20 protein-coding genes and 1 riboswitch are annotated in these 20,025 nt (G+C 33.4%); of the genes, 17 read left to right on the forward strand and 3 right to left on the reverse strand.

What is annotated here, in order from left to right; translation table 11 throughout:
* Positions 1–3: 3 nt before the first annotated feature.
* The 9 genes from APR43_RS03690 to metQ all read left to right on the forward strand — a co-directional run bounded on the left by APR43_RS03690 (position 4) and on the right by metQ (position 9,805).
* A complete protein-coding gene (locus APR43_RS03690; RefSeq protein ID WP_053472754.1) occupies positions 4–738 on the forward strand; it encodes an SDR family NAD(P)-dependent oxidoreductase in 735 nt (244 codons plus the stop codon).
* A gap of 73 nt (positions 739–811) precedes the next feature.
* A complete protein-coding gene (locus APR43_RS03695; RefSeq protein ID WP_240514920.1) occupies positions 812–1,189 on the forward strand; it encodes a nuclear transport factor 2 family protein in 378 nt (125 codons plus the stop codon).
* A gap of 16 nt (positions 1,190–1,205) precedes the next feature.
* Entirely contained in the window at positions 1,206–2,291 is a 1,086-nt protein-coding gene (locus tag APR43_RS03700) for an NAD(P)H-dependent flavin oxidoreductase (protein WP_053472752.1), read from the forward strand.
* 309 nt (positions 2,292–2,600) lie between these two features.
* A riboswitch (SAM riboswitch) is annotated at positions 2,601–2,701 on the forward strand.
* A gap of 280 nt (positions 2,702–2,981) precedes the next feature.
* Entirely contained in the window at positions 2,982–3,971 is a 990-nt protein-coding gene (locus tag APR43_RS03705) for a TlpA disulfide reductase family protein (protein ID WP_053472751.1), read from the forward strand.
* A 192-nt stretch (positions 3,972–4,163) separates the two neighbouring features.
* Positions 4,164–5,636 (forward strand): aminotransferase class V-fold PLP-dependent enzyme, encoded by a 1,473-nt coding sequence (locus APR43_RS03710; protein WP_240514921.1) that lies wholly within the window; start codon positions 4,164–4,166, stop codon positions 5,634–5,636.
* Positions 5,637–5,821: 185 nt separating this feature from the next.
* Entirely contained in the window at positions 5,822–6,811 is a 990-nt protein-coding gene (locus tag APR43_RS03715; protein ID WP_053472749.1) for an NADP-dependent oxidoreductase, read from the forward strand.
* Positions 6,812–7,269: 458 nt separating this feature from the next.
* A complete protein-coding gene (gene metN, locus APR43_RS03720; protein WP_053472748.1) occupies positions 7,270–8,301 on the forward strand; it encodes a methionine ABC transporter ATP-binding protein MetN in 1,032 nt (343 codons plus the stop codon).
* A complete protein-coding gene (locus APR43_RS03725; RefSeq protein WP_053472747.1) occupies positions 8,294–8,947 on the forward strand; it encodes a methionine ABC transporter permease MetI in 654 nt (217 codons plus the stop codon). Before metN ends, APR43_RS03725 begins: the two co-directional genes overlap by 8 nt.
* 45 nt (positions 8,948–8,992) lie before the next feature.
* Complete coding sequence (gene metQ, locus APR43_RS03730) at positions 8,993–9,805, forward strand: methionine ABC transporter substrate-binding lipoprotein MetQ (protein WP_053472746.1); 813 nt, start codon at positions 8,993–8,995, stop codon at positions 9,803–9,805.
* A gap of 144 nt (positions 9,806–9,949) precedes the next feature.
* Here the strand turns inward: metQ and APR43_RS03735 are convergent, their stop codons facing one another.
* On the reverse strand, positions 9,950–10,618 hold the full coding sequence (locus APR43_RS03735; RefSeq protein ID WP_053472745.1) for a response regulator transcription factor: 669 nt from the start codon (positions 10,616–10,618) through the stop codon (positions 9,950–9,952).
* 100 nt (positions 10,619–10,718) lie between these two features.
* Between APR43_RS03735 and APR43_RS03740 the strand changes: the two genes are divergently transcribed.
* The 8 genes from APR43_RS03740 to APR43_RS03775 all read left to right on the forward strand — a co-directional run bounded on the left by APR43_RS03740 (position 10,719) and on the right by APR43_RS03775 (position 18,375).
* Positions 10,719–10,952 carry a hypothetical protein gene (locus APR43_RS03740; protein WP_053472744.1) on the forward strand — a complete coding sequence of 78 codons (234 nt, stop codon included), beginning with the start codon at positions 10,719–10,721 and terminating at the stop codon, positions 10,950–10,952.
* A 108-nt stretch (positions 10,953–11,060) separates the two neighbouring features.
* Complete coding sequence (locus tag APR43_RS03745; RefSeq protein WP_088636382.1) at positions 11,061–13,088, forward strand: sensor histidine kinase; 2,028 nt, start codon at positions 11,061–11,063, stop codon at positions 13,086–13,088.
* Positions 13,089–13,246: 158 nt separating this feature from the next.
* Positions 13,247–13,849: a murein L,D-transpeptidase catalytic domain-containing protein gene (locus APR43_RS03750; protein ID WP_053472742.1), complete on the forward strand. Its 603-nt coding sequence runs from the start codon at positions 13,247–13,249 to the stop codon at positions 13,847–13,849.
* A 252-nt stretch (positions 13,850–14,101) separates the two neighbouring features.
* The gene (locus tag APR43_RS03755; protein WP_053472741.1) at positions 14,102–14,938 is read left to right on the forward strand and encodes an STAS domain-containing protein; all 837 of its coding nucleotides are present in this window, start codon (positions 14,102–14,104) and stop codon (positions 14,936–14,938) included.
* Between the two features lie 16 nt (positions 14,939–14,954).
* Positions 14,955–15,353, forward strand: coding sequence for an STAS domain-containing protein (locus tag APR43_RS03760; RefSeq protein ID WP_053472740.1), 399 nt, complete (start codon positions 14,955–14,957; stop codon positions 15,351–15,353).
* Complete coding sequence (locus tag APR43_RS03765) at positions 15,334–15,750, forward strand: anti-sigma regulatory factor (protein WP_053472739.1); 417 nt, start codon at positions 15,334–15,336, stop codon at positions 15,748–15,750. The genes APR43_RS03760 and APR43_RS03765 overlap by 20 nt, the downstream gene beginning before the upstream one ends.
* On the forward strand, positions 15,743–16,756 hold the full coding sequence (locus APR43_RS03770) for a SpoIIE family protein phosphatase (RefSeq protein WP_053472738.1): 1,014 nt from the start codon (positions 15,743–15,745) through the stop codon (positions 16,754–16,756). The genes APR43_RS03765 and APR43_RS03770 overlap by 8 nt, the downstream gene beginning before the upstream one ends.
* 2 nt (positions 16,757–16,758) lie before the next feature.
* The gene (locus APR43_RS03775; protein WP_053472737.1) at positions 16,759–18,375 is read left to right on the forward strand and encodes a sensor histidine kinase; all 1,617 of its coding nucleotides are present in this window, start codon (positions 16,759–16,761) and stop codon (positions 18,373–18,375) included.
* A gap of 54 nt (positions 18,376–18,429) precedes the next feature.
* On the opposite strand, the gene APR43_RS03780 is transcribed toward APR43_RS03775, so the two are convergent.
* Together APR43_RS03780 and APR43_RS03785 are read right to left on the reverse strand one after the other, a co-directional pair.
* Complete coding sequence (locus tag APR43_RS03780; RefSeq protein ID WP_053472736.1) at positions 18,430–19,242, reverse strand: SDR family NAD(P)-dependent oxidoreductase; 813 nt, start codon at positions 19,240–19,242, stop codon at positions 18,430–18,432.
* A gap of 125 nt (positions 19,243–19,367) precedes the next feature.
* The gene (locus tag APR43_RS03785) at positions 19,368–19,955 is read right to left on the reverse strand and encodes a TetR/AcrR family transcriptional regulator (RefSeq protein WP_053472735.1); all 588 of its coding nucleotides are present in this window, start codon (positions 19,953–19,955) and stop codon (positions 19,368–19,370) included.
* Between the last annotated feature and the right edge of the window lie 70 nt (positions 19,956–20,025).

Genomic DNA, 20,025 nt, shown 5'->3' on the forward strand with positions numbered 1-20,025 from the left:
ATCATGAAAAAACAAACAATAATCGTTACCGGAGCAGCTTCTGGTATTGGAAAAGGAATCGCCAAATATTTCTTGGACAGAGGTGATAATGTGGTTATAAACTCCGTTACAGCATCTTCATTAGAAAAAACTTTCGATGAATTTGGCGCAGGCGAAAATCTGACAATGTTTGCCGGAGATGTAAGCGATAAAAAAACAGGCGAGCAATTGGTTAAAATTGCTTTAGAAAAATTTGGTTCTGTAGATGTATTGGTTAACAATGCAGGAATCTTTGCCAGCAAACCATTTTTAGAAGTAGACGAAGCGTATTTAGATACATTTTTGAAAACCAACCTAAAAGGAACTTATTTCACTACACAATCAGTGCTTCCACAAATGTTGAAACAACAAGGCGGCGTTGTAATTAATATTGGAACTCCATTAGTAAATCACGGTTTAGGCGGATGGCCGGCTTCGGCTCCAATTGCAAGTAAAGGTGCAATTCATGCTTTAACTATTCAATTAGCTGCAGAATTCGGAAAACAAAACATTCGTTTCAATACCGTTGCGCCGGGTGTAATTCGTACGCCAATGCACGGTGATAACGCAGATCAAAGTGCTGGTTTACATTTATTAAACAGAGTAGGAGAGATCGATGATGTTTCTGAAATGGTCTACACAGTTGCCAAAAGCAATTTTATTACCGGATCAATCATCAATGTTGATGGTGGAAAAGGTGCAGGACACAATTTAAATTAAGGTGAAAACTATATTATTAACTGCTTTTATGCTCTGGAGTTTTCAGGGCATAAAAGCTCAAAATACTAGTAAAATGGAAAATCAAATAGAAATTCAGGCTATTACCGATGCAATAGAAAACTTTTATTTTAAAGGTATTTATGAAGGTGATGAATTATTGCTTGGCAGTATTTTTCAACCCGGAACATTACTTTTCGGTGACATCAATGGACAACCGTATTTTAAAACCGTTGATTTGTATTTAGACGGCGTTAAAAACAGACAAAGTCCAAAGGATTCAGGAAAACCTTTTAAAGGTGAAATTTTACATATAAGCGTTGTAAATTCTATCGCTGTAGCGGAATTAAATGTTAAAATGTACGACTTTAATTATAGGGATTTTTTATCTTTCCATAAGATTAATGGCAAATGGCTTATCGTCAATAAAATGTTGACTGATACCAATAAATAACTTAAATTTTGTAGCTATGTGGTACAATACAAAAGCTAAGGAACTGTTAGGAATTGACTATCCAATTTTGCAAGGCCCTTTTGGTGGTAATTTATCAACGGTAGAATTAACAGCGACGGTTTCAAATCTTGGCGGATTAGGCGGTTACGGCGCATACACTTTAAGTCCACAGGAAATTTACGAAGTAGATAAACAAATAAAAGCAGCCACAGATAAAACCTATAATATTAATCTTTGGGTTTCCGATCATGACATTCCGGATGACGGTTTAACCGATGATCAATTTGAAAAAACAAAAGCGCTTTTTAAACCCTATTATGACGAGTTAGGAATTCCGTTACCGGAAAAACCAGCGCCGTTTCAATCGAGATTTGAAAACCAGTTACAAGTTATTTTAGATGTTAAACCAAAGGTTTTTAGCTTTATGTTTGGCGTTCCTTCAGATGATGTTTTAGAGCAGTTTAGAAGATTAGGAATTGTCACTGTTGGTGCTGCTACAACACTTGATGAAGCCATTTTTCTGGAAAGTAAAGGAGTTGATATGATTATCGCTTCGGGTTTTGAAGCAGGCGGACACCGTCCTTCTTTTTTAACCAATGCCGAAGCATCTGTAACCGGAACTTTTGTTTTACTACAATTAATTCGAGAAAAAATAAAAACACCAATCATTGCAGCTGGCGGAATTGCCGACGGAAAAGGAGTTGCCGCAGCCTTAACATTAGGTGCAAGCGCAGCCCAAATAGGAACCGCTTTTTTAGCTGTCGATGAATCGAATGCATTGCCAATTCACAGAGAAATGTTATTTTCTGATGCTGCAAAATATACAACGCTTTCACGCGCATACACCGGAAGATTAGGTCGAGGCATTACAAGCCGAATTGCAAAAGATATAATTGGAAAAGAATCGAACATTCTGCCTTTTCCATTACAGACTACTTTTATTTCTCTGTTGAGAAAAGCTGCACTCGATCAGCAAAAATGGGATATGATTTTATTTTGGGGCGGACAAATTTCGCCAATCTTAAAACATACCAAAGCAAAAGAATTGATGCATTCTTTGATTGAAGAAACTACGGCGTATTTTGATGGATTAAAGTCATAGTTCCTCGGAATGACAAGCGGTACGGTAATTTCTGTTTCAATACAAACTCATTTCAAAAATGGAATGAGTTTTTTTTATGCTTTTTCTACAGAAAAAAACAGAATTAGTCAATTTTATTCTATCAAACGTATGAATTTCCATTATAAAACAAGGAATTATTAAAATTATATCCTGATTTAATTATCTAAAAATCAATTATTTGTATTTTGTATAAAATGTTTTTCAATTAAAATTCAAAAAAAATAAATTTAAACACTACTAATTCGGTAGAATTAATATATATTTGTATCACAGAAAAATTCTGAATGATACTTATCCAGAAAGACTGAGGGAGTAGGCCCTATGAAGTCTTAGCAACCTGTTACCAAATAAGGTGCTAAATCCTTCCCGTCTTGCGGGACAGATAAGAAAAGATTGTCGCAAATCTGAATAAGATCATCATTGTTGAAATTATTTATTTTTTAAAATGAAAACCAAACTACATTTTTTACACGACAGTGACGAACTTTTGAATTCAATCTTCGAAGAATATAGTCTTGCTGGTTTCCGAATGCGAAAGCATTAAATTCTCTCTCATTTCTTTTTAAAAATCATTTGCTAAAAGCCTTTATAAATTGGCTTAAAGGAATTCTTTTGTCCCAATATTAAACGATAATAAAAATCATATCATCACCTTAAAATCAAAATAAAATGAAAAAAATACTATTAGGTTTTGCCTTATTTCTTGGAGTTGCACAAACTCAGGCGCAAGAAAATAATTTACAGTTAAAAGGAACTGTTGTCGATACAGTTACGCAATATGTGTATTTGCAAAAATTCCACAATAAAATGTTTACCACTATAGATTCGGTAAAAGTGAAAGACGGAAGTTTTAGTTTTAAAACTAAAGTTAAAACGCCAGAATTATACGGATTAAGTGTAAACACAGAGGATTCTCCATTGTATATTTTCCTCGAAAAAACACCTATTACAGTAAAATTAAGCCCGAAGAAATATTATACAAGTTCTGTAGTTGAAGGTTCTGAATCTCAGAATTTATTCGATGCCTATAAAAAATCAAAAGATGTAGAAATCAGTAAGTTCATTACAGAAAACCCTAAATCTATTGTTTCGGCTTATGTATTGTACAGAAACTGGTCGTATAGATTAACGCCGGAACAAATCACTCAAAACATTGCTTTGCTTGATAAAAGTCTGCAAAGTACCACTTACGTGAAAGAACTAAAAGAACTGGTTACTGTTTTAGACGGATTAGCGGTTGGTAAAAAAGCCCCAGATTTTACAGCTAATGATCCGCAGGGTAAACCAGTTCGTCTTTCAGAAAATTTAAAAGGCTACACTTTAGTTGATTTTTGGGCGTCATGGTGCGGGCCTTGCCGAAGAGAAAATCCGAATATCGTAGCGGCTTACAAAGAATATCATGACAAAGGATTTAATATCGTAGGCGTTTCTTTAGATAAAAAGAAAGAAAACTGGATTAAAGGAATTCAGGATGATAATTTGACATGGACTCATGTTTCTGATTTACTTTTTTGGAACAGTGCTATTGCTAAATTATATGGTGTAAGAGCGATTCCAGGGAATTATTTAGTGGATTCTAAAGGAATAATCGTTGCGAAAAACCTTCACGGAGAAGAATTACAGACTACACTTAAATCACTTTTAGGGCAGGCAAATTAATTTTTTTTAAACACATAGGAACATAGTTTTGCTTTATCTATAAAGGCGTTTCACTTGTTTTAACAAACATAGCTATGTGTGAAAATCTAGATTTTTTCAAATATCTTTTATTTAGAATATAATCTATGTTTCTATGTGTTTTAAAAAAAAAGCAATCAATAATAAATTTAGTTAATTAAAATGATAAAGGAAATGAATGCTATTGAGACAACAACAGAACCAATTGAATTGGAGTGTTACTTCTCTAAATTTAGAGAAAATACAATAGGAGTAGATCACCGTTTTAAATCCGTTTACGGGAATCAAAACCTGCTTTATGCAGATTGGGTTGCCAGCGGAAGATTATATGCTCCAATTGAGGATATTATGCTCAATAAAATTGGTCCAATGATTGCCAATACGCATTCACTTTCTAGTCAGACAGGAAAGACTTCGACGCACGCTTATCAATATGCGAGAGATATTATTAAGAAATCAGTAAACGCAAATACTTCTGATGTTTTGGTGACTACAGGAAGCGGAATGACTGCCGCTTTATCAAAACTGCAAAGAATAATGGCTTTGCGAACGAATGATGAACAAGATAAGCCTGTAGTTTTTATCACGCACATGGAGCATCATTCGAATCAGGTTTCGTGGTATGAAACCAACGCCGATGTTGTGATTCTGCCACCAGATGAAAATAATTTAGTCGATCCCAAAATTCTTTCGGAAGAAATTAAAAAATATGCTCACAGAAGCTTAAAAATAGGTTCGTTTACGGCTTGTTCCAATGTTACGGGAATTATTACGCCTTATCATGAATTGGCCAAAATCATGCATCAAAACGGCGGACTTTGTTTTGTTGATTTTGCAGCTTCGGCACCGTATGTCAAAATCGATATGCACCCAAAAGATACGGAACAGCAATTAGATGCTATTTTCTTTTCTCCACATAAATTCTTAGGCGGACCAGGAACTTGCGGTGTTTTGGTTTTTAATGAGAAATTATACAAATCTGAATTTCCGGATAATCCGGGCGGCGGAAATGTAAAATGGACCAATCCTTTAGGCAGATATTGTTATAGCGAGGTCATAGAAGTTAGAGAAGATGGCGGGACACCAGGCTTTCTACAAGTAATAAGAGCTGCTTTAGCTTTAGAATTAAAAGATAAAATGGGAGTGGCAAATATCAAAAACAGAGAAAAAGAATTGCTTGCTCTTTGTTTTTCGAGACTTCAAAAAATAAAAGGTTTATCAATTTTAGGAGATTTAAAAACGGAAAGAATCGGCTGTGTTTCTTTTATAATCGAAGATATTCACTATAATTTAATCGTAAGGCTTTTAAATGACCGTTTCGGAATTCAGGTTCGCGGAGGCTGGTCATGTGCAAGTACTTATGCGCATTATTTGTTTAATATAAACGAAAAGAAATCAGCACAAATTACAAACGAACTTTTAGAAAGAAACCAAAGCAATAAACCCGGCTGGGTACGTTTGTCGCTGCATCCAATTATGACAAATGATGAGCTTAATTTTATTTGCGATGCAATTGAACAAGTATCTTTACATTATAAAAAATGGAAGAAAGATTACGAATATAATTCGGTAACAAATGAATTTGAAAATCCTGAAATTAAAGAAACTATAGCCGAAGAAGTAAATGAATGGTTTAAGTTGGATTAAATTTTTTAAACACATAGAAACATAGATTTTTTAGTTTTTATAAAAGTTGATAAAAAGAAACTAGTTTCTCACACATAGTTATGTTTGTTTAAACAAGTGAAATGCCTTTTACCGCAAAGAAAAACTATGTTTCTATGTGTTTAAAAAATTAAACAGCTATACTTTTGTATAATAAAGCAATAAAAATGAAAGCAATTGTATTACAGGAAAACCGGGAATTTCAATTAGAAAACGTAGAAATTCCGCAGCCCGAAGAACATCAGATTCAGGTAAACATTAAAGCTTCAGGTTTTAATCCGATTGATTATCAAATGACGGAAGACGGATCTGAAAGAAAGCTTTTGCATTCTCCAATTCTGGGTCGTGAGTTTTCAGGGATTGTATCTGCAATTGGTAAAAGTGTAACTGATTTTAAAATTGGCGATGCAGTTTTCTGCGGATCAGGAAGCATGGGTTCTAACGGAACTTACGCTGAATATATTTGCGTTCCCGAAGCAATTGCGGTGCATAAACCTGCGAATATTTCCTTTGAAGAAGCGGCGGCAATTCCATCAGCAGGATTAACAGCTTTGCAAGCCTTTAAACGTATAAATGCCAGTTTTTCTGATTCCATATTAATTACAGGCGCTGCGGGCGGAGTTGGGAATGTGTTTGTGAAATTGCTTCTGGCAAATGGCTTTCAAAATTTTGTAGTTACAGCCGGAAATGAAAGTAGTATTAACGCATTAATTGACCTTGGTGTAAAACCAAAACAAATCATCAATTATAAAAAAGAAGAAATATACGAAGCTGCACTTTCCTTAAACGGAAATAAAAGCTTTGATATTGCAGTTGATTTGGTTGGAAACAACGTGGCAGAAATTGCTGCAAAACTTTTAAAAATCAATGGAATTTATGTTGATATAACCAATTTCTCTACTCCGGAATCGCGAGGAATTCTTTTTAGTAAAGGCGCAGTAATTTTAAACATCTCCAATTATGCCTACGGACTTGAAAAACGTTACGATTATTATAAAAACGGATTGAATGAGCTAAGGTTACTTTTGGATCGAGAAAAAATTACGCCACCTGCTATTTCAATAGTCGGAGAATTAGAAGTAAATACAGTAGAAAACGCCCATAGAATACTTCGTGAGAATAAAACGGAAGGAAAAAAGTTAATCATGAAAGTTTAAACTTAGAGAGATTTTTTTTCACGCAAATTTGGCAGATTTAGTCAGATTTTAATAGTAAAAAGTCAAAAAATAATCTGCCTAAATCTGCCAAATTTGCGTGAAAAAATCTTTTTAATCCTTTTAATCTGTGGCAAGATTGACGATAACCTGTACAGATCTTCTAATCTAATTCCTCGTTCCTCGGAATGACAATTCAAAGCAATCGTTATAGTAATCTACTATTTTGATAGGTTAATAAAAGTTTTAATGGTTTTTATACTAAAATTAAAATTATCTGTTTAAATTTGCAGCAACAATGAGAAATAATAGCCAGAAAATGAATAATTATTATAGCTGCAGCATGATGTGCTGGGATGCTTTATGATTGTTTGGCTTATATATAAATGATATTATTTATTTCAAAAAGCCTTTCAAATAATTATGAAAGGCTTTTTTGTTTTTAAACCTGAATTGAACAAATGATTGAATTAAAAAACGTTACCAAAACTTTTCATCAAAAGGACAGAATCGTTTCTGCTTTAGATGATGTTTCGCTAAAGGTGCCGCCCGGGAAAATTTTTGGTGTTATTGGAACTTCCGGAGCTGGAAAAAGCACACTAATTCGTTGTGTAAACCTTTTAGAAAGACCAACTTCTGGAGAAATTATTGTAGATGGAAAAGCTTTGATGCAATTATCAAATGCTGAATTGGCTACAGAAAGAAGACAAATCGGAATGATTTTTCAACACTTTAACCTGCTTTCTTCGAGAACTGTTTTTGATAATGTTGCTTTCCCGCTTGAATTGGTGGGAACTCCAAAAGCAGCAATTAAAACCCGTGTTTTAGAATTATTGCAATTAGTTGGTTTAGCCGAAAAAGCAAACGATTATCCGGCAAGCCTTTCCGGCGGACAAAAACAAAGAGTTGCGATTGCAAGAACTTTGGCAAATAATCCGAAAGTTTTGTTATGTGATGAAGCTACAAGCGCGCTAGATCCGGCTACAACACGTTCAATCCTGAATTTATTGAAAGACATTAACCGTCGTTTAAATATTACCGTTTTATTGATTACGCACCAAATGGAAGTTGTAAAATCTATTTGTGATGAAGTTGCGGTAATCAGCCACGGAAAATTAATTGAGCAGGGAAGTGTAGGCGAAATTTTTGCCGATCCAAAACATGAATTAACAAAAGAGTTTATTGCTTCTTCACTTCATTTGGAAATTCCAGACGTTTATCAGGAGAAATTACAAAAGACAGATAACGGAAGCTTAAATCCGTTATTAAAGCTTGAAATGACCGGAAAATCAGTTAATGAACCTGTTATTTCAGAAGTTTCAAGATTGTTTGATACCAACTTCAAAATCGTAAGTGCGCAGATGGATCAGGCCGGAGATGTAAACTTTGGCGTTATGCTGATCGAATTATCAGGAAAACGCGAAAACTACGACGCTGCCATTCAATATTTTATTTCAAAACACATTAAAACAGAAATCATAGGTTATGTCTGATTCTATTATCGCTTTATTATTAAATGGAACCTGGGAAACCATTGTTATGACATTTGTGTCTGGCTTTTTCGGTTTCCTAATCGGACTTCCAACGGGAGTTTTACTTTTTCTTACCCGAAAAAATCAAATACTGGATCAGCCGGTTTTAAACAGAACTTTATCGGTTATTGTAAACGTTTTTCGTTCCATTCCGTTCATTATTTTAATTGTTTGGATGATTCCGTTTACACGTGCTATTGTTGGAACTTCTATTGGAGTAAGTGCTGCTTTAGTTCCGTTAAGTATTGGCGCGGCACCGTTTATCGCCCGTTTGGTTGAAAACAGTTTATTAGGTCTGCCATCAGGTTTAATTGAAGCCGCAAGAGCTTTAGGAGCAACACCTTTGCAAATCGTATATAAAGTATTACTTCCAGAAGCTTTGCCATCCTTAATAAACGCAGCATCGATTACTTTAATCACTCTTGTAGGTTATTCTGCAATGGGCGGAGCAGTTGGAGCGGGCGGTTTAGGACAGGTTGGTTATCAATATGGATATATTGGTTATGATGCCGTAACGATGAATTCGGTTTTGGCATTATTGGTGATTTTGGTTTTCCTGATTCAGTTTATTGGAGACAGGTTATCAAAACATTTTGACCACAGATAAGTATCAATTAAAAATTAGGAATTAAAAATTAAAAATAGATTTGTCATGAAAATAAATTTCTTGAAAACAGCCGGAATTTTAGCTTTATCATTGGTTTTAGCTAATTGCGGAAAAAGTAAAAACAACGATCCACATTTTATAAAAGTTGGTGTAGCTTCCGGGCCAGAATTAAAAGTTGCAGAAGCGGCTAAAAAAGTTGCAAAAGAAAAATTTGGACTTGAGGTTGAATTGGTTTCTTTCAACGATTATGTAATTCCAAACGAAGCTTTAAGTCAGGGTGATATTGATGCAAATGCTTTTCAGCATAAACCTTATTTAGATGAGCAGTCTAAACAGCGTGGTTATAAATTGGCCATTATCGGAAATACATTCGTTTATCCGATTGCTGCTTATTCTAAAAAAATAAAAAACCTTTCTGAATTGAAAAATGAGAGTACAATTATTATCCCAAATGATCCAACAAACGGGGGACGTTCGTTATTGCTTTTACAGAAAAACGGTTTATTAAAATTGAAAGATGGCGTTGGTTTGTTACCTAAAGTAACAGATATAGTAAGTAATCCTAAAAACTTAAAAATATTAGAGTTAGAAGCGCCTCAATTGCCTCGTGCTTTAGACGACGCTAATGTTTCGATTGCAATTATCAACAACACTTTTGCTTCTGCAGCAGGATTGGTCCCGTCTCGTGATGCCTTGTTTGTTGAAGATAAAGATTCTCCTTATGTAAATTTGGTGGTAAGTCGTGAAGACAATAAAAACGAAGAGAAAGTAAAACAGTTTTTACAGGCTTTTCAATCTCCTGAGGTTGAAGCTGCAGCGGAACGTGAGTTTAAGGGCGGCGCTGTGAAAGGATGGTAATTAATTGTAAATTATGAGTTGTTAATTGTGAATTGAACTTTCACAACTAATTATTTGATATAAAAAAGGCAGATGAAACAATTTCATCTGCCTTTTTTATTTTATTGTGTTTTTGTTTGTGGCTTCAAATCTTTCTTTTGAAGCTTATATTAGGCCCAATTGCCTCGCTTTATTAATAAGCTCCGTATCGCCGCCTTTTTCTAATAATAAATGGCTTTTAATATTTGCTTTTCGCTTTTCTATTGAACTCATTGAAAGCGGAATATGATTTGGAATATTAACGGTTTTAACGCCTTGAGATAAAAGAATTAAAATCTGACTATCGTATTCATCCCAATTTAAATTTCGGTGCGTTAATTTCTTCTGAGATTTGATAATCTCGTCGCTGTAAATTATTTCCCCTTTTAGAATTTTTTGGCAGATAGCCGGAAAAGATTCAAAATTAACTTCACTTTTTGATATAAACCCGTCGGGAGCAATAGTTTTTATAATTCTGTTTACGATGAAGGCTTCGGTATGCATTGTCAGTAATAGAATTTTGCAGGAAGGAAGCACTTTTCTAATCGTTATTGCCAAGTCAATACCATTAGCAATATTGAATTCTTCATAAGGCGGAAGATTAACATCCAGAATAGCAAAATCCAGTCTGGTGTTTTGTTTTTCAAGCAGCATTATCTTTTTATAGGCAGTCTCGCAATTGTATTCTTTTAGGAAGATGGGTTCAACTGTATCAAAGCAATCGTCAGACAGAAGGTTGACATAACTGTCTACCGTCATAGGATGATCATCAACAATTAAAATATTAAGTGACATTATCGTAAAATTTAAACAAAATTAAACAATCTTACGGATTTTCCGTAAAATATGCAACTTTTTTGGATGTTTTTTTGCAAAAACATAAAAATAACACACCATGAAAAGTAAAGTAATTCGTATTCTTTTTGCATCAATTTTAATGATGAATTTATCTTGTACAACTGATGATCTTGACAACCAAGATTTTAATTCATCCGAAAAAAAAAAGCTTAATAACCAAATCAGCAAAGATGAAACTGTTAACTCCAAAACAATTGACTCTTTAAAAATCAGTTATAATTTACAAGTGAGCGCTCCAGATGGAGATCCGCTAAATCCAAAAATTAAATAAAACATGTTCGACTCTATTCGCTGAAGACTATAATACTGATATTGAAGTATTATAGTCTTCTTTATTTATAATATATTTGAATTTAATTTATAAAGTATCATTTTGAGATTGAAGTCAAAAATATATATTCCAATACTTCTATTAGTAATAGTAATTTTATTAGTGTTTTATCATAGGAGAGATGAATTAAAAATTAGAAATCAAAATCAAAATACTTTTGATGCAGAATACTTTAATAAAATTTCAGGAACTGCAAAAGAGAAATATTTAGATTCGCTTGTCAATAATTTAAAGCATCTAAAAAATGACTCAGTTGTTAGAAATTTATATTTAAAAGCAGGAGAGGAATATTATTATTTAAATAATATAAAAAAATCACATTCCTCAAGCGTAACAGCTTTGAAATTATCAAGAGAAGAAAACGATAGTTCCAGAATTGCAAAATCCCTTTATTTTATAGGCGACTGCTATGAAAGTTCCCAAAAAGACAGTGCCTACTATTATTATCTGCAGGCTCAAAAAATTTATTTAAAAATTCACGACTACGACAAGTTAGGGCAAATGTATTTTAATAAAGCCTATGTTCTTTTTTATGATGGAAATTATGTAGAATGTGAGGTAGAATTAACCAAAGGTCTTGAATACTTAAAAGATTCAGATAATATAAAATTGCTTTATTCCTGTAATACCTTAATGGGGAATTGTTTAGAAAAGCTGTTTATGTACGATCAGGCTTTAAAATATCATCAACTGGCGTTGAGAAATTTAAAAGCAATGAAAAAAAATAATACAGATAGCGATGAAGTGAATAATTTCAATATTTCATCTGTAATTAATATTTGTAATTTATACGATTTAAAAGGCGATTATTCTAAATCAATTAAAGAATTAAAGCCTTTGCTGACTAAACATTTAAGAAAGAACTGGCCTCGGTTTTATGCTATTGTTTTGTCTAACCTGGCTTATTCTAAAATGAAAAATAAAGAATATAAAAATGTTGAATCAATGTTTTTAGAGTCTTTAAAAATTGTTGACAGCTTGGGATATACTTCTGACGTCATGTATAAAAAAATTCATTTAGGAGAATTTTACCTGACACAAAATGATTCTTTAAAATCCTTAAAAACTTTGCAGGAAGCTTATACCGTTTCTATCAAATTAAAAAATACCAACGAAACTTTAAATACATTAAAACTGCTAACCCGAATAGACAGCAGAAAGAGATTGTTTTATGCCAATCAATATATTGCTATAAGTGACAGCATTAACAGTATTCAAAGCAGAACCAAGAATAAATATGCCAGAATTGAATATGAAACTGTAAAGGTCGAAGATGAAAATAAGATTTTGACTAAAAAGAACTTTTATATTTTAATTTTTTCTTTTGCCTTGTTTTTAGTTTTGTCGGCAATTTCGGTAGCTATTTATTTAAAGTATAAGAACAAAGAATTGCGATTTGTAAAGCAGCAGCAAAGTGACAGCGATGAAATTTATCAGCTTTTGAGCGAACAGCAAAATATAATTAACGCCGCCAAAGAAGAAGAAAAGAATAAAATTGCAAGAGAACTTCACGACGGTGTAATGAATAAGGTATATGGTGTAAGAATGAATTTAGGATTTTTTAATTCTAAATCAGACGAAAAAACGATAGAAAAAAGAAAGCAGTATATATTTGAATTGCAGAATATCGAAAATGAAATCAGAACCATTTCGCATGATTTAAATCAGGATTCTTTTTTAGAAAGTAATGATTTCAATACCCTTTTATCTAATTTAATTAAAAGTCAAAATGAGATTAGTAAAACGCAGTTTAATTATTTTGTAGATGAGAGATTTGAGTGGGAGCAGGTTCAGAATATTTATAAAATAAACTTTTACCGCATTATTCAGGAAGCGCTTCTAAATATTCAAAAATATGCTCAAGCCTCAAAGGTTGATGTTAAAATAGATTTAATTGATAAAGATGTTTTGCAGTTATCCATTATAGATGACGGTGTTGGCTTTGATATCAATACAGTAAAAAGAGGAATTGGCTTGTCTAATATAAAAGAGAGAACCAACTCTTTAAAAGGAAACTTCGAAGTAAAATCTAAACCGGGCGAAGGAACCGAAATCATAGTAACTTTTACTATTTAACTGAAAAATAGAGAGATAGAAAAATAAATCTTATTTTGTTGCTCTTCAGACTTTTAGGTGTGCTTTTTTGATTTATTGCAGACTAATTTTGCTTTGTTAATTTGACTAAAACAAATTAATGAAATTTTAGACTTTGCATTAAATTAAAAATATTTGTCATGAAAATATGCAGCTTAATCTTTTTATTTTTTACAATTAGTTTTTTTGGAAATCCTGTAGAAATTAAAAATGATACTCCGCCGTTGAGTCCGGAAATGGAAAGACTTAATACTGAGCTTTTGGATGTGAAAGCGATGATAAAAAAAAATGCGGCTTACAATACAAAAATAGCCTTCTTTATTGATATGAGAATTAAATCGGGTAAAAACAGGTTCTTTGTTTACGATTTAGAAAAAGATGAAATTGTAGACCAGGGTCTTGTAGCAAACGGTTTTGGTTCCGAAACGACAACTAGGGGGGAATTAAAATTTAGTAATGAACCCAATTCAAAATGTACATCTCTAGGGAAATATATTGTTGGTAAATCCTATAGAGGAATGTTTGGGAAATCTTATAAATTATCTGGTTTAGACGAAACAAACAGCAACGCGGCAAAAAGAGCCATTGTACTGCATTCCTATTCAGCAGTTCCTAATGAAGAACAAGACTATTATATAGCAAACAGTCATGGCTGTCCAATGGTAAGTGAAGCTTTTTTTAAAAAATTAGAAAAGATAATAGACAGCTCAAAACCTAACATTATTTTACATATTTATTATTAATTAAAACATATTTAAATGGTTGAAAATTAGTCCGAATACGATTATATATTCAAAAGAGACAGCTTAAGACAGCTGTCTCTTTTTTGTTTATTATCATCTAAATTTTAACAGAATTTCATGTTGTTTTTATTTGATTATTTGTTTTTAACATAATATGTTAAATTTTTTCTTTCTTCCGTTTTAGTAATTCTTTTCCCAACATCCAAATTAAAATCCTATATTTGTTTAAGAACAAATCCAAATTTAATCCTCATGCAAAATAACTTATTGAGTGGCTTAAAAGAGCACGAAAACAAATTACTAACCATATGGTCTCAACTTTTAATCGATGGTGGATCTGATGACGGAGCAGTAGAAGAAGAAGAGTCAAAAGAATTTGCTTCTCTGTTTTTAAAAGCTGCCGCTGCTGCTGAAGGTAAAATTCAGGATTCTCAGGAATTTGAAAAAGTCGAGGATCTTATAGTTGGAATAGCTTCATCACGAGGAAAACGTGGATTTTCGCCAAGAGAAAATGCGCAATATTTAATCACATTCAAAGAAGCGGCTTCTAAAATACTATCTGAATTAATAAAAGACCCGGAACAGCTTTTTGATGCAAACCTGCAGCTAAATGCAGCTTTGGATAATATGACTATTTTGACTTTTGAAGCTTTTATGCGAGGAAGAGAAGATATAATATCCAGACAAGTGGATGAAATCAGTGAAATTTCAACTCCGGTTATCACCGTTTGGGAAGGTGTAGTTGCCCTGCCTATTATCGGAACTTTAGACAGTTCGAGAACGCAGATTGTAATGGAAAATTTACTGCAGCAAATTGTAGATACAGGAAGTTCTATTGCTATTCTTGATATTTCGGGTGTTCCGGCGGTAGATTCTCTGGTGGCGCAGCATCTTATTAAAACTGTAAGTGCAACCCGATTAATGGGAGCTGAATGTATCATAAGCGGTATCCGTCCGGAAATTGCTCAGACAGTAGTACATTTAGGAATTGATCTTACGGGAATTATTACTAAAGCATCGCTTGCAAGTGCACTTAAAACGGCATTTGATATGTTGCAGCTTTCAGTTGTTAAAAGAAAAATAGTTTAAGATTTTATAAATTGATATGGAAAGAATTCCTATACTTAAAATGGGAGATTTTCTGCTTGTTACCATACAAGTAGATTTGTACGATCAACTTGCAGAAAATCTTGAATCAGACTTAATAAACACCATTAGTAAACATAGTTCAAAAGGTGTATTGATAGATATATCGGCGGTTTCTATTATCGATTCATTTATGGGTCGAATATTAGGAAACATAGCTGTAATGTCTAAAATAATGGATGCACAAACAGTGGTTGTAGGAATGCAGCCGGCTGTAGCTATTACACTGGTAGAATTAGGATTATCTTTAAACGGAGTTATAAGTGCCCTGAATGTTGAGAAGGGCATGGATCTACTGCGCTCGAAAATGCAAATAAGCGATAATGAAGAGCAGGATTATGACGACGATATCGAATAGTAAAGAAGAAGCACTTATCGTAAAAGAACAAGATGTAGTACCATTACGCAACCGGGTAAAAGAGTATGGCGTAAAAATTGGTATGAGCATTTTAAATCAAACTAAATTAATTACGGCAACCAGCGAACTTGTTCGTAACCTCCTTAAATATGGCGGCGGCGGTAAAGTCATTATAGAGTCGGTCAGTAATGGCCGTGATAATGGCGTACGCGTTACTTTTATTGATAATGGCCCCGGAATAGCCAATGTAGAACTGGCTATGAAAGACGGATACAGTACCGGTAAAAGCTTAGGCTTAGGATTACCGGGTACTAAAAGACTTGTCAATGAGTTTGATATTAAAACAGAATTAGGAAACGGTACCACCGTAACTATAACAAAATGGAAAAATGGATAATACTTTTTCCACTTACAAGATAGACGATCGAAGTCTGATTGCTTTTATAAAAAGAGAAATACATAACCTGGCGCTTCAATTAGGATTTACGCCGCACAGAGCAGGAGAAACGGATATAATTGTAGCAGAATTAACTTCCAATCTTATTAAATATGCAAATGGCGGTGAATTGCTGTACAGGGCTAATATAGAGGAAGGGCAAAACGAAATTGAAATTTACTGCCTTGATAAGGGAATAGGATTTGAAAATGTGTCAAAAATAATGAATGACGGTTATTCGTCATCCAATACATTGGGACATGGTTTGGGCTCGATCAAAAGACTGAGCAACGATTTTCAAATTTATTCCATGAAAAACTGGGGTTGTGTACAGTACGTGAAAATTTGCGAAAAGCCGGATTTTCGTTTGTCTGATATACAAAAAGGTTTATACCATAAAGCCATAGCTTTAAATTATCCCGGTGAAAAAGTCTGCGGTGATGGTTATCATATTAAAAATCTTAAAAAAGGTTTTCAAATATTTGTAGGTGATGGTTTAGGTCATGGTGTAAATGCCCATGAAGCCGTGCAGCTTGCTGTTAAAGCATTCAAACAGTCGGTAGAATCTGATCCTGCGGAAATCCTAAGGGATATCCATTCAAAAGTAAAAAAAAGCCGAGGACTTGTTGCTACAGTAGCCACAGTAGATTATAGTTTAGAAACCTGGAATATTTGCGGTATTGGCAATATCAATACGCGAATTTACGACGGATTAGAAAACAAAACTTATACGCCTTATAATGGAATTATTGGACACAATATTCCGCGTACATTAAACAATTCGGTTGTTCCTTACAAAAAGCACCAAATTATTATCATGCATAGTGACGGACTAAGAACAAGATGGAATCTTAGCGATATGAATTCTATATTTAAACAAAGTCCAGGAATTATTGCATCAGCATTGCTTAAGGAAAATATCAGAGGTACAGATGATGCCACAATTCTTGTTGGTAAAATAATTTAGTTATGAAGGAAATCATAAAAATAAATCTGGATAACGAAATGGACTTAATACTGGCCCACAAACGCTGCATGAAAATTGCCGAAATGTGCGGTATGCCATCATCTTTCCAGACAAGATTTTCGACAGCAGTATCCGAAATAGCAAGATGCTCGATTGCAAAAGGTAAAAATTCTTTGCTTGTTTTGGGAATTAATGTTATTAAAGCAACTCAAAAAGAAATTATCGCAATCATTACAGATACTGTAGATTTAAAAAACTGCAATCCTGAAGCTTTTAATTATGCATCGAAAATTTCCGGAAATATAGAATACAGTTATTTAAACAATCAGTCTACAACGAGAATAAGCCAGCCGGTTGCTTCTCCGGGACTTCTTTCAGAAACTAAAATAAAGGGATTTATCGATTATTTTAAATACGAACCTCCTTTATCGCCTTACGATGAAATCAGAAAGAAAAACATTGAACTCATTGCGCTTTCAGAAAAACTGGCAGAAAGTGAAAACAAATACAAACAGCTCGCCAACACAATTCCTATTTTAATTTGTGTAATAAATGAGCGTAATAATGTTCTTTTAACCAATGAGTCATTAGAGCATTATCTGGAAGTTCCAATTCTTGCTTTCGACAAGAAAAACCTAAGTAATTTTATTCATCCTGATGATATTGACGGAATATTGGAAGGCTGGAAAATAGCAAAATCAAAGCGTTCTGAATTTTTAGGGGAAACCCGAATTAAATATGGTTTAAGTTATATCTGGCATTTAATTTCGATTATGCCAAACAAGGCAGAAGACGGTACTTTTAACAGCTGGCTAGTTTATTTTGTAGACATCAATGCTCAAAAAATGGTCGTAGAAACGCTGAAAGATAATACAGAATTAAAATTAATTCAGCGTGAGTTAGAAAGTGCCAATTTAAAACTGGTTTTTAAAAATAAAGAATTAGAGCAGTTTGCCTATATTGCCAGCCACGATCTTCAGGAACCACTTCGTAAAATCATGATTATGCTTTCGCGCGCCGGGGAACATTTAAGTGAAGACCAAAGGAAATTATATTATTTTGATCGAATAACGATGGCGGCAGGAAGACTCTCGAACCTGATTACTGATGTTCTCAATTATTCGAGAATTGACAATAAGAAACAAATATTTGAAGAAGTTGACCTTAACCAAACCCTTTCGGAAATATTAGGAGATTTAAGTCTGGTTATTGAGGAAAAGAATGCTATAATTGAAATTAAGTCTTTGCCGACAGTTTTAGGCCTTGATACACAACTTCGCCAGTTATTTTATAATTTGGTCAACAATGCTCTTAAATTTAATACTGCGGTACCTGTAGTAACTATTTCAGCATCAAATATTAATGAAGATAACAACGTATCTTCACCAGAAAATTATCATATAATTTCAATTGCCGATAACGGAATTGGAATGGACAGTCAATATTCTGGACGTATATTTGATATGTTTCAAAGATTACACGAACGCGATCAATATGGAGGAAATGGGATAGGACTAGCTTTGTGCCGCCGAATTATTGAAAACCATAACGGAGTAATCAATTTTACCAGTAAACCCGGAGAAGGAACAATCTTTTGGATTTATCTTCCCAAAAAATAAATAAAAAAAGGCAATCAACAGATTGCCTTTTTTTATTATGATAAAGAGAATTAATTATCCGTGAGCTGCAACTGAAACATCAGCCCATTCTTCCCATGTTTTTAATTTTTGTTCGTAGGTTTGTTTAGCAAATGGTAAAGCTATTTTTCCTAAAAATAAACGTAAAGGAGGATTTTCTGCTTCAACTAATTTAATGATTGCAGGAACTGTCGCGCTAACTTGTCCAAATGTGTCGGGATCGTGTCCGTCTGCAAGTGCTTTTTTGATTCCGTCGTAAGCAGGAATACTTTCGCTGTGGAATCCGTTACCCCAAATATCAGTAAAGTAACCATTTGGCTCTACTAATGAAACATTGATTCCGAATTGTTTTACTTCAGATGCCAAAGTTTCGCTTAAACCTTCAACGGCAAATTTTGAAGCATTATAAAGTCCGATAACCGGTAAAGTTGCGATTCCTAAAATAGAAGAAACCTGAATAATGTGTCCGCTTTTTTGGTTTCTCATAATTGGTAAAACAGCTTGTGTTAACCATAAAGTTCCAAAGAAATTAGTTTCGAATTGTGCTCTAGCTTCCGCTTCACTTGCTTCTTCAACAGCACCGTTTAAAGCGTAACCTGCATTATTGATCAAAATATCAATTGTACCGAAATGATTTTTTACTTTCTCAACTATTGCAAATGAATCTTCGCGTTTATTTACGTCAAGTTTTAATGGTAAAATTGCGTCTCCGTATTTTGCTTTTAAATCGTTTAATGTATCGATATTTCTCGCTGTTGCAGCCACTTTATATCCTTTTTCTAAAAATGCTTCTGTCCAGGCTTTTCCAAATCCTTTTGATGCTCCTGAAATTAAAATTGTTTTTGACATGATTTCTTAAATTGTTAAATGTGAATTGTTAATTGTGAATGATCTTATTTTAATTGGTATTATATTTTTGTTGATATTGTTATTTATAAATATGACTGATCGGTCATATTTTTGATAAAAAAAAATTAGATGCTGTTTTGGTCTATTAAATTTTTTAAGGTTTTAACAATGATTTCCATTTTATCATTGTTTCCGGACATTCTTGACATTAAATGTCCGCCTTCGAGCATTGCAAACATTACAGTTGCAAAATCTCCAGGTTTTAAATCAGTTTTAAATTCTCCGTTTGCTATTCCTTTTTCTACTAATCCAGAAAGCAATACTTGACCGGAACGAATAACAGTATTTACCTTTTCTTTTACTATTGGGTTTGTATCATCAGCTTCTGTTCCAAAATTCAAAAGAGGACAGCCTCCAAAAACCGGTGGCTGCAACGGATTACTAAAAAAGTCTATATATGCAAACAACTGTTCTTTTGAAGTTTTGTATTTACTTATTGCTGTTTGAATTTTTGTGTTAAGCATTTTAATATTATGATCAACAGCTGCACAAGCTAAAACTTCCTTATTTTCAAAATGTACATACATGCTTCCTTTAGACAATTTGGTGGCTTCCATAATATCGCTCATAGAAGTAGCTGCAATTCCTTTTGTATTAAAAATAGGAGCGGCTTTTTCTATAATAAATTGTCTGGTTTCTTCACCTTTTGCCATGATAGCTTTTATTTAACGGTACAAATATATGACCGATTGGTCATATTTACAAACAAAAAGAAGATTATTT

This window comes from Flavobacterium sp. NLM (assembly GCF_002210235.1).
In the GTDB taxonomy this organism is placed as follows: Bacteria; Bacteroidota; Bacteroidia; order Flavobacteriales; family Flavobacteriaceae; genus Flavobacterium; species Flavobacterium panici.

Bases quoted from the DNA above. Each gene is read 5' to 3' on its own strand.
- APR43_RS03690 (WP_053472754.1), top strand. From the start codon at position 4: ATGAAAAAACAAACAATAATCGTTACCGGAGCAGCTTCTGGTATTGGA.
- APR43_RS03695 (WP_240514920.1), top strand. From the start codon at position 812: ATGGAAAATCAAATAGAAATTCAGGCTATTACCGATGCAATAGAAAAC.
- APR43_RS03700 (WP_053472752.1), top strand. From the start codon at position 1,206: ATGTGGTACAATACAAAAGCTAAGGAACTGTTAGGAATTGACTATCCA.
- APR43_RS03705 (WP_053472751.1), top strand. From the start codon at position 2,982: ATGAAAAAAATACTATTAGGTTTTGCCTTATTTCTTGGAGTTGCACAA.
- APR43_RS03710 (WP_240514921.1), top strand. From the start codon at position 4,164: ATGAATGCTATTGAGACAACAACAGAACCAATTGAATTGGAGTGTTAC.
- APR43_RS03715 (WP_053472749.1), top strand. From the start codon at position 5,822: ATGAAAGCAATTGTATTACAGGAAAACCGGGAATTTCAATTAGAAAAC.
- metN (WP_053472748.1), top strand. From the start codon at position 7,270: ATGATTGAATTAAAAAACGTTACCAAAACTTTTCATCAAAAGGACAGA.
- APR43_RS03725 (WP_053472747.1), top strand. From the start codon at position 8,294: ATGTCTGATTCTATTATCGCTTTATTATTAAATGGAACCTGGGAAACC.
- metQ (WP_053472746.1), top strand. From the start codon at position 8,993: ATGAAAATAAATTTCTTGAAAACAGCCGGAATTTTAGCTTTATCATTG.
- APR43_RS03735 (WP_053472745.1), bottom strand. From the start codon at position 10,618: ATGTCACTTAATATTTTAATTGTTGATGATCATCCTATGACGGTAGAC.
- APR43_RS03740 (WP_053472744.1), top strand. From the start codon at position 10,719: ATGAAAAGTAAAGTAATTCGTATTCTTTTTGCATCAATTTTAATGATG.
- APR43_RS03750 (WP_053472742.1), top strand. From the start codon at position 13,247: ATGAAAATATGCAGCTTAATCTTTTTATTTTTTACAATTAGTTTTTTT.
- APR43_RS03755 (WP_053472741.1), top strand. From the start codon at position 14,102: ATGCAAAATAACTTATTGAGTGGCTTAAAAGAGCACGAAAACAAATTA.
- APR43_RS03760 (WP_053472740.1), top strand. From the start codon at position 14,955: ATGGAAAGAATTCCTATACTTAAAATGGGAGATTTTCTGCTTGTTACC.
- APR43_RS03765 (WP_053472739.1), top strand. From the start codon at position 15,334: ATGACGACGATATCGAATAGTAAAGAAGAAGCACTTATCGTAAAAGAA.
- APR43_RS03770 (WP_053472738.1), top strand. From the start codon at position 15,743: ATGGATAATACTTTTTCCACTTACAAGATAGACGATCGAAGTCTGATT.
- APR43_RS03775 (WP_053472737.1), top strand. From the start codon at position 16,759: ATGAAGGAAATCATAAAAATAAATCTGGATAACGAAATGGACTTAATA.
- APR43_RS03780 (WP_053472736.1), bottom strand. From the start codon at position 19,242: ATGTCAAAAACAATTTTAATTTCAGGAGCATCAAAAGGATTTGGAAAA.
- APR43_RS03785 (WP_053472735.1), bottom strand. From the start codon at position 19,955: ATGGCAAAAGGTGAAGAAACCAGACAATTTATTATAGAAAAAGCCGCT.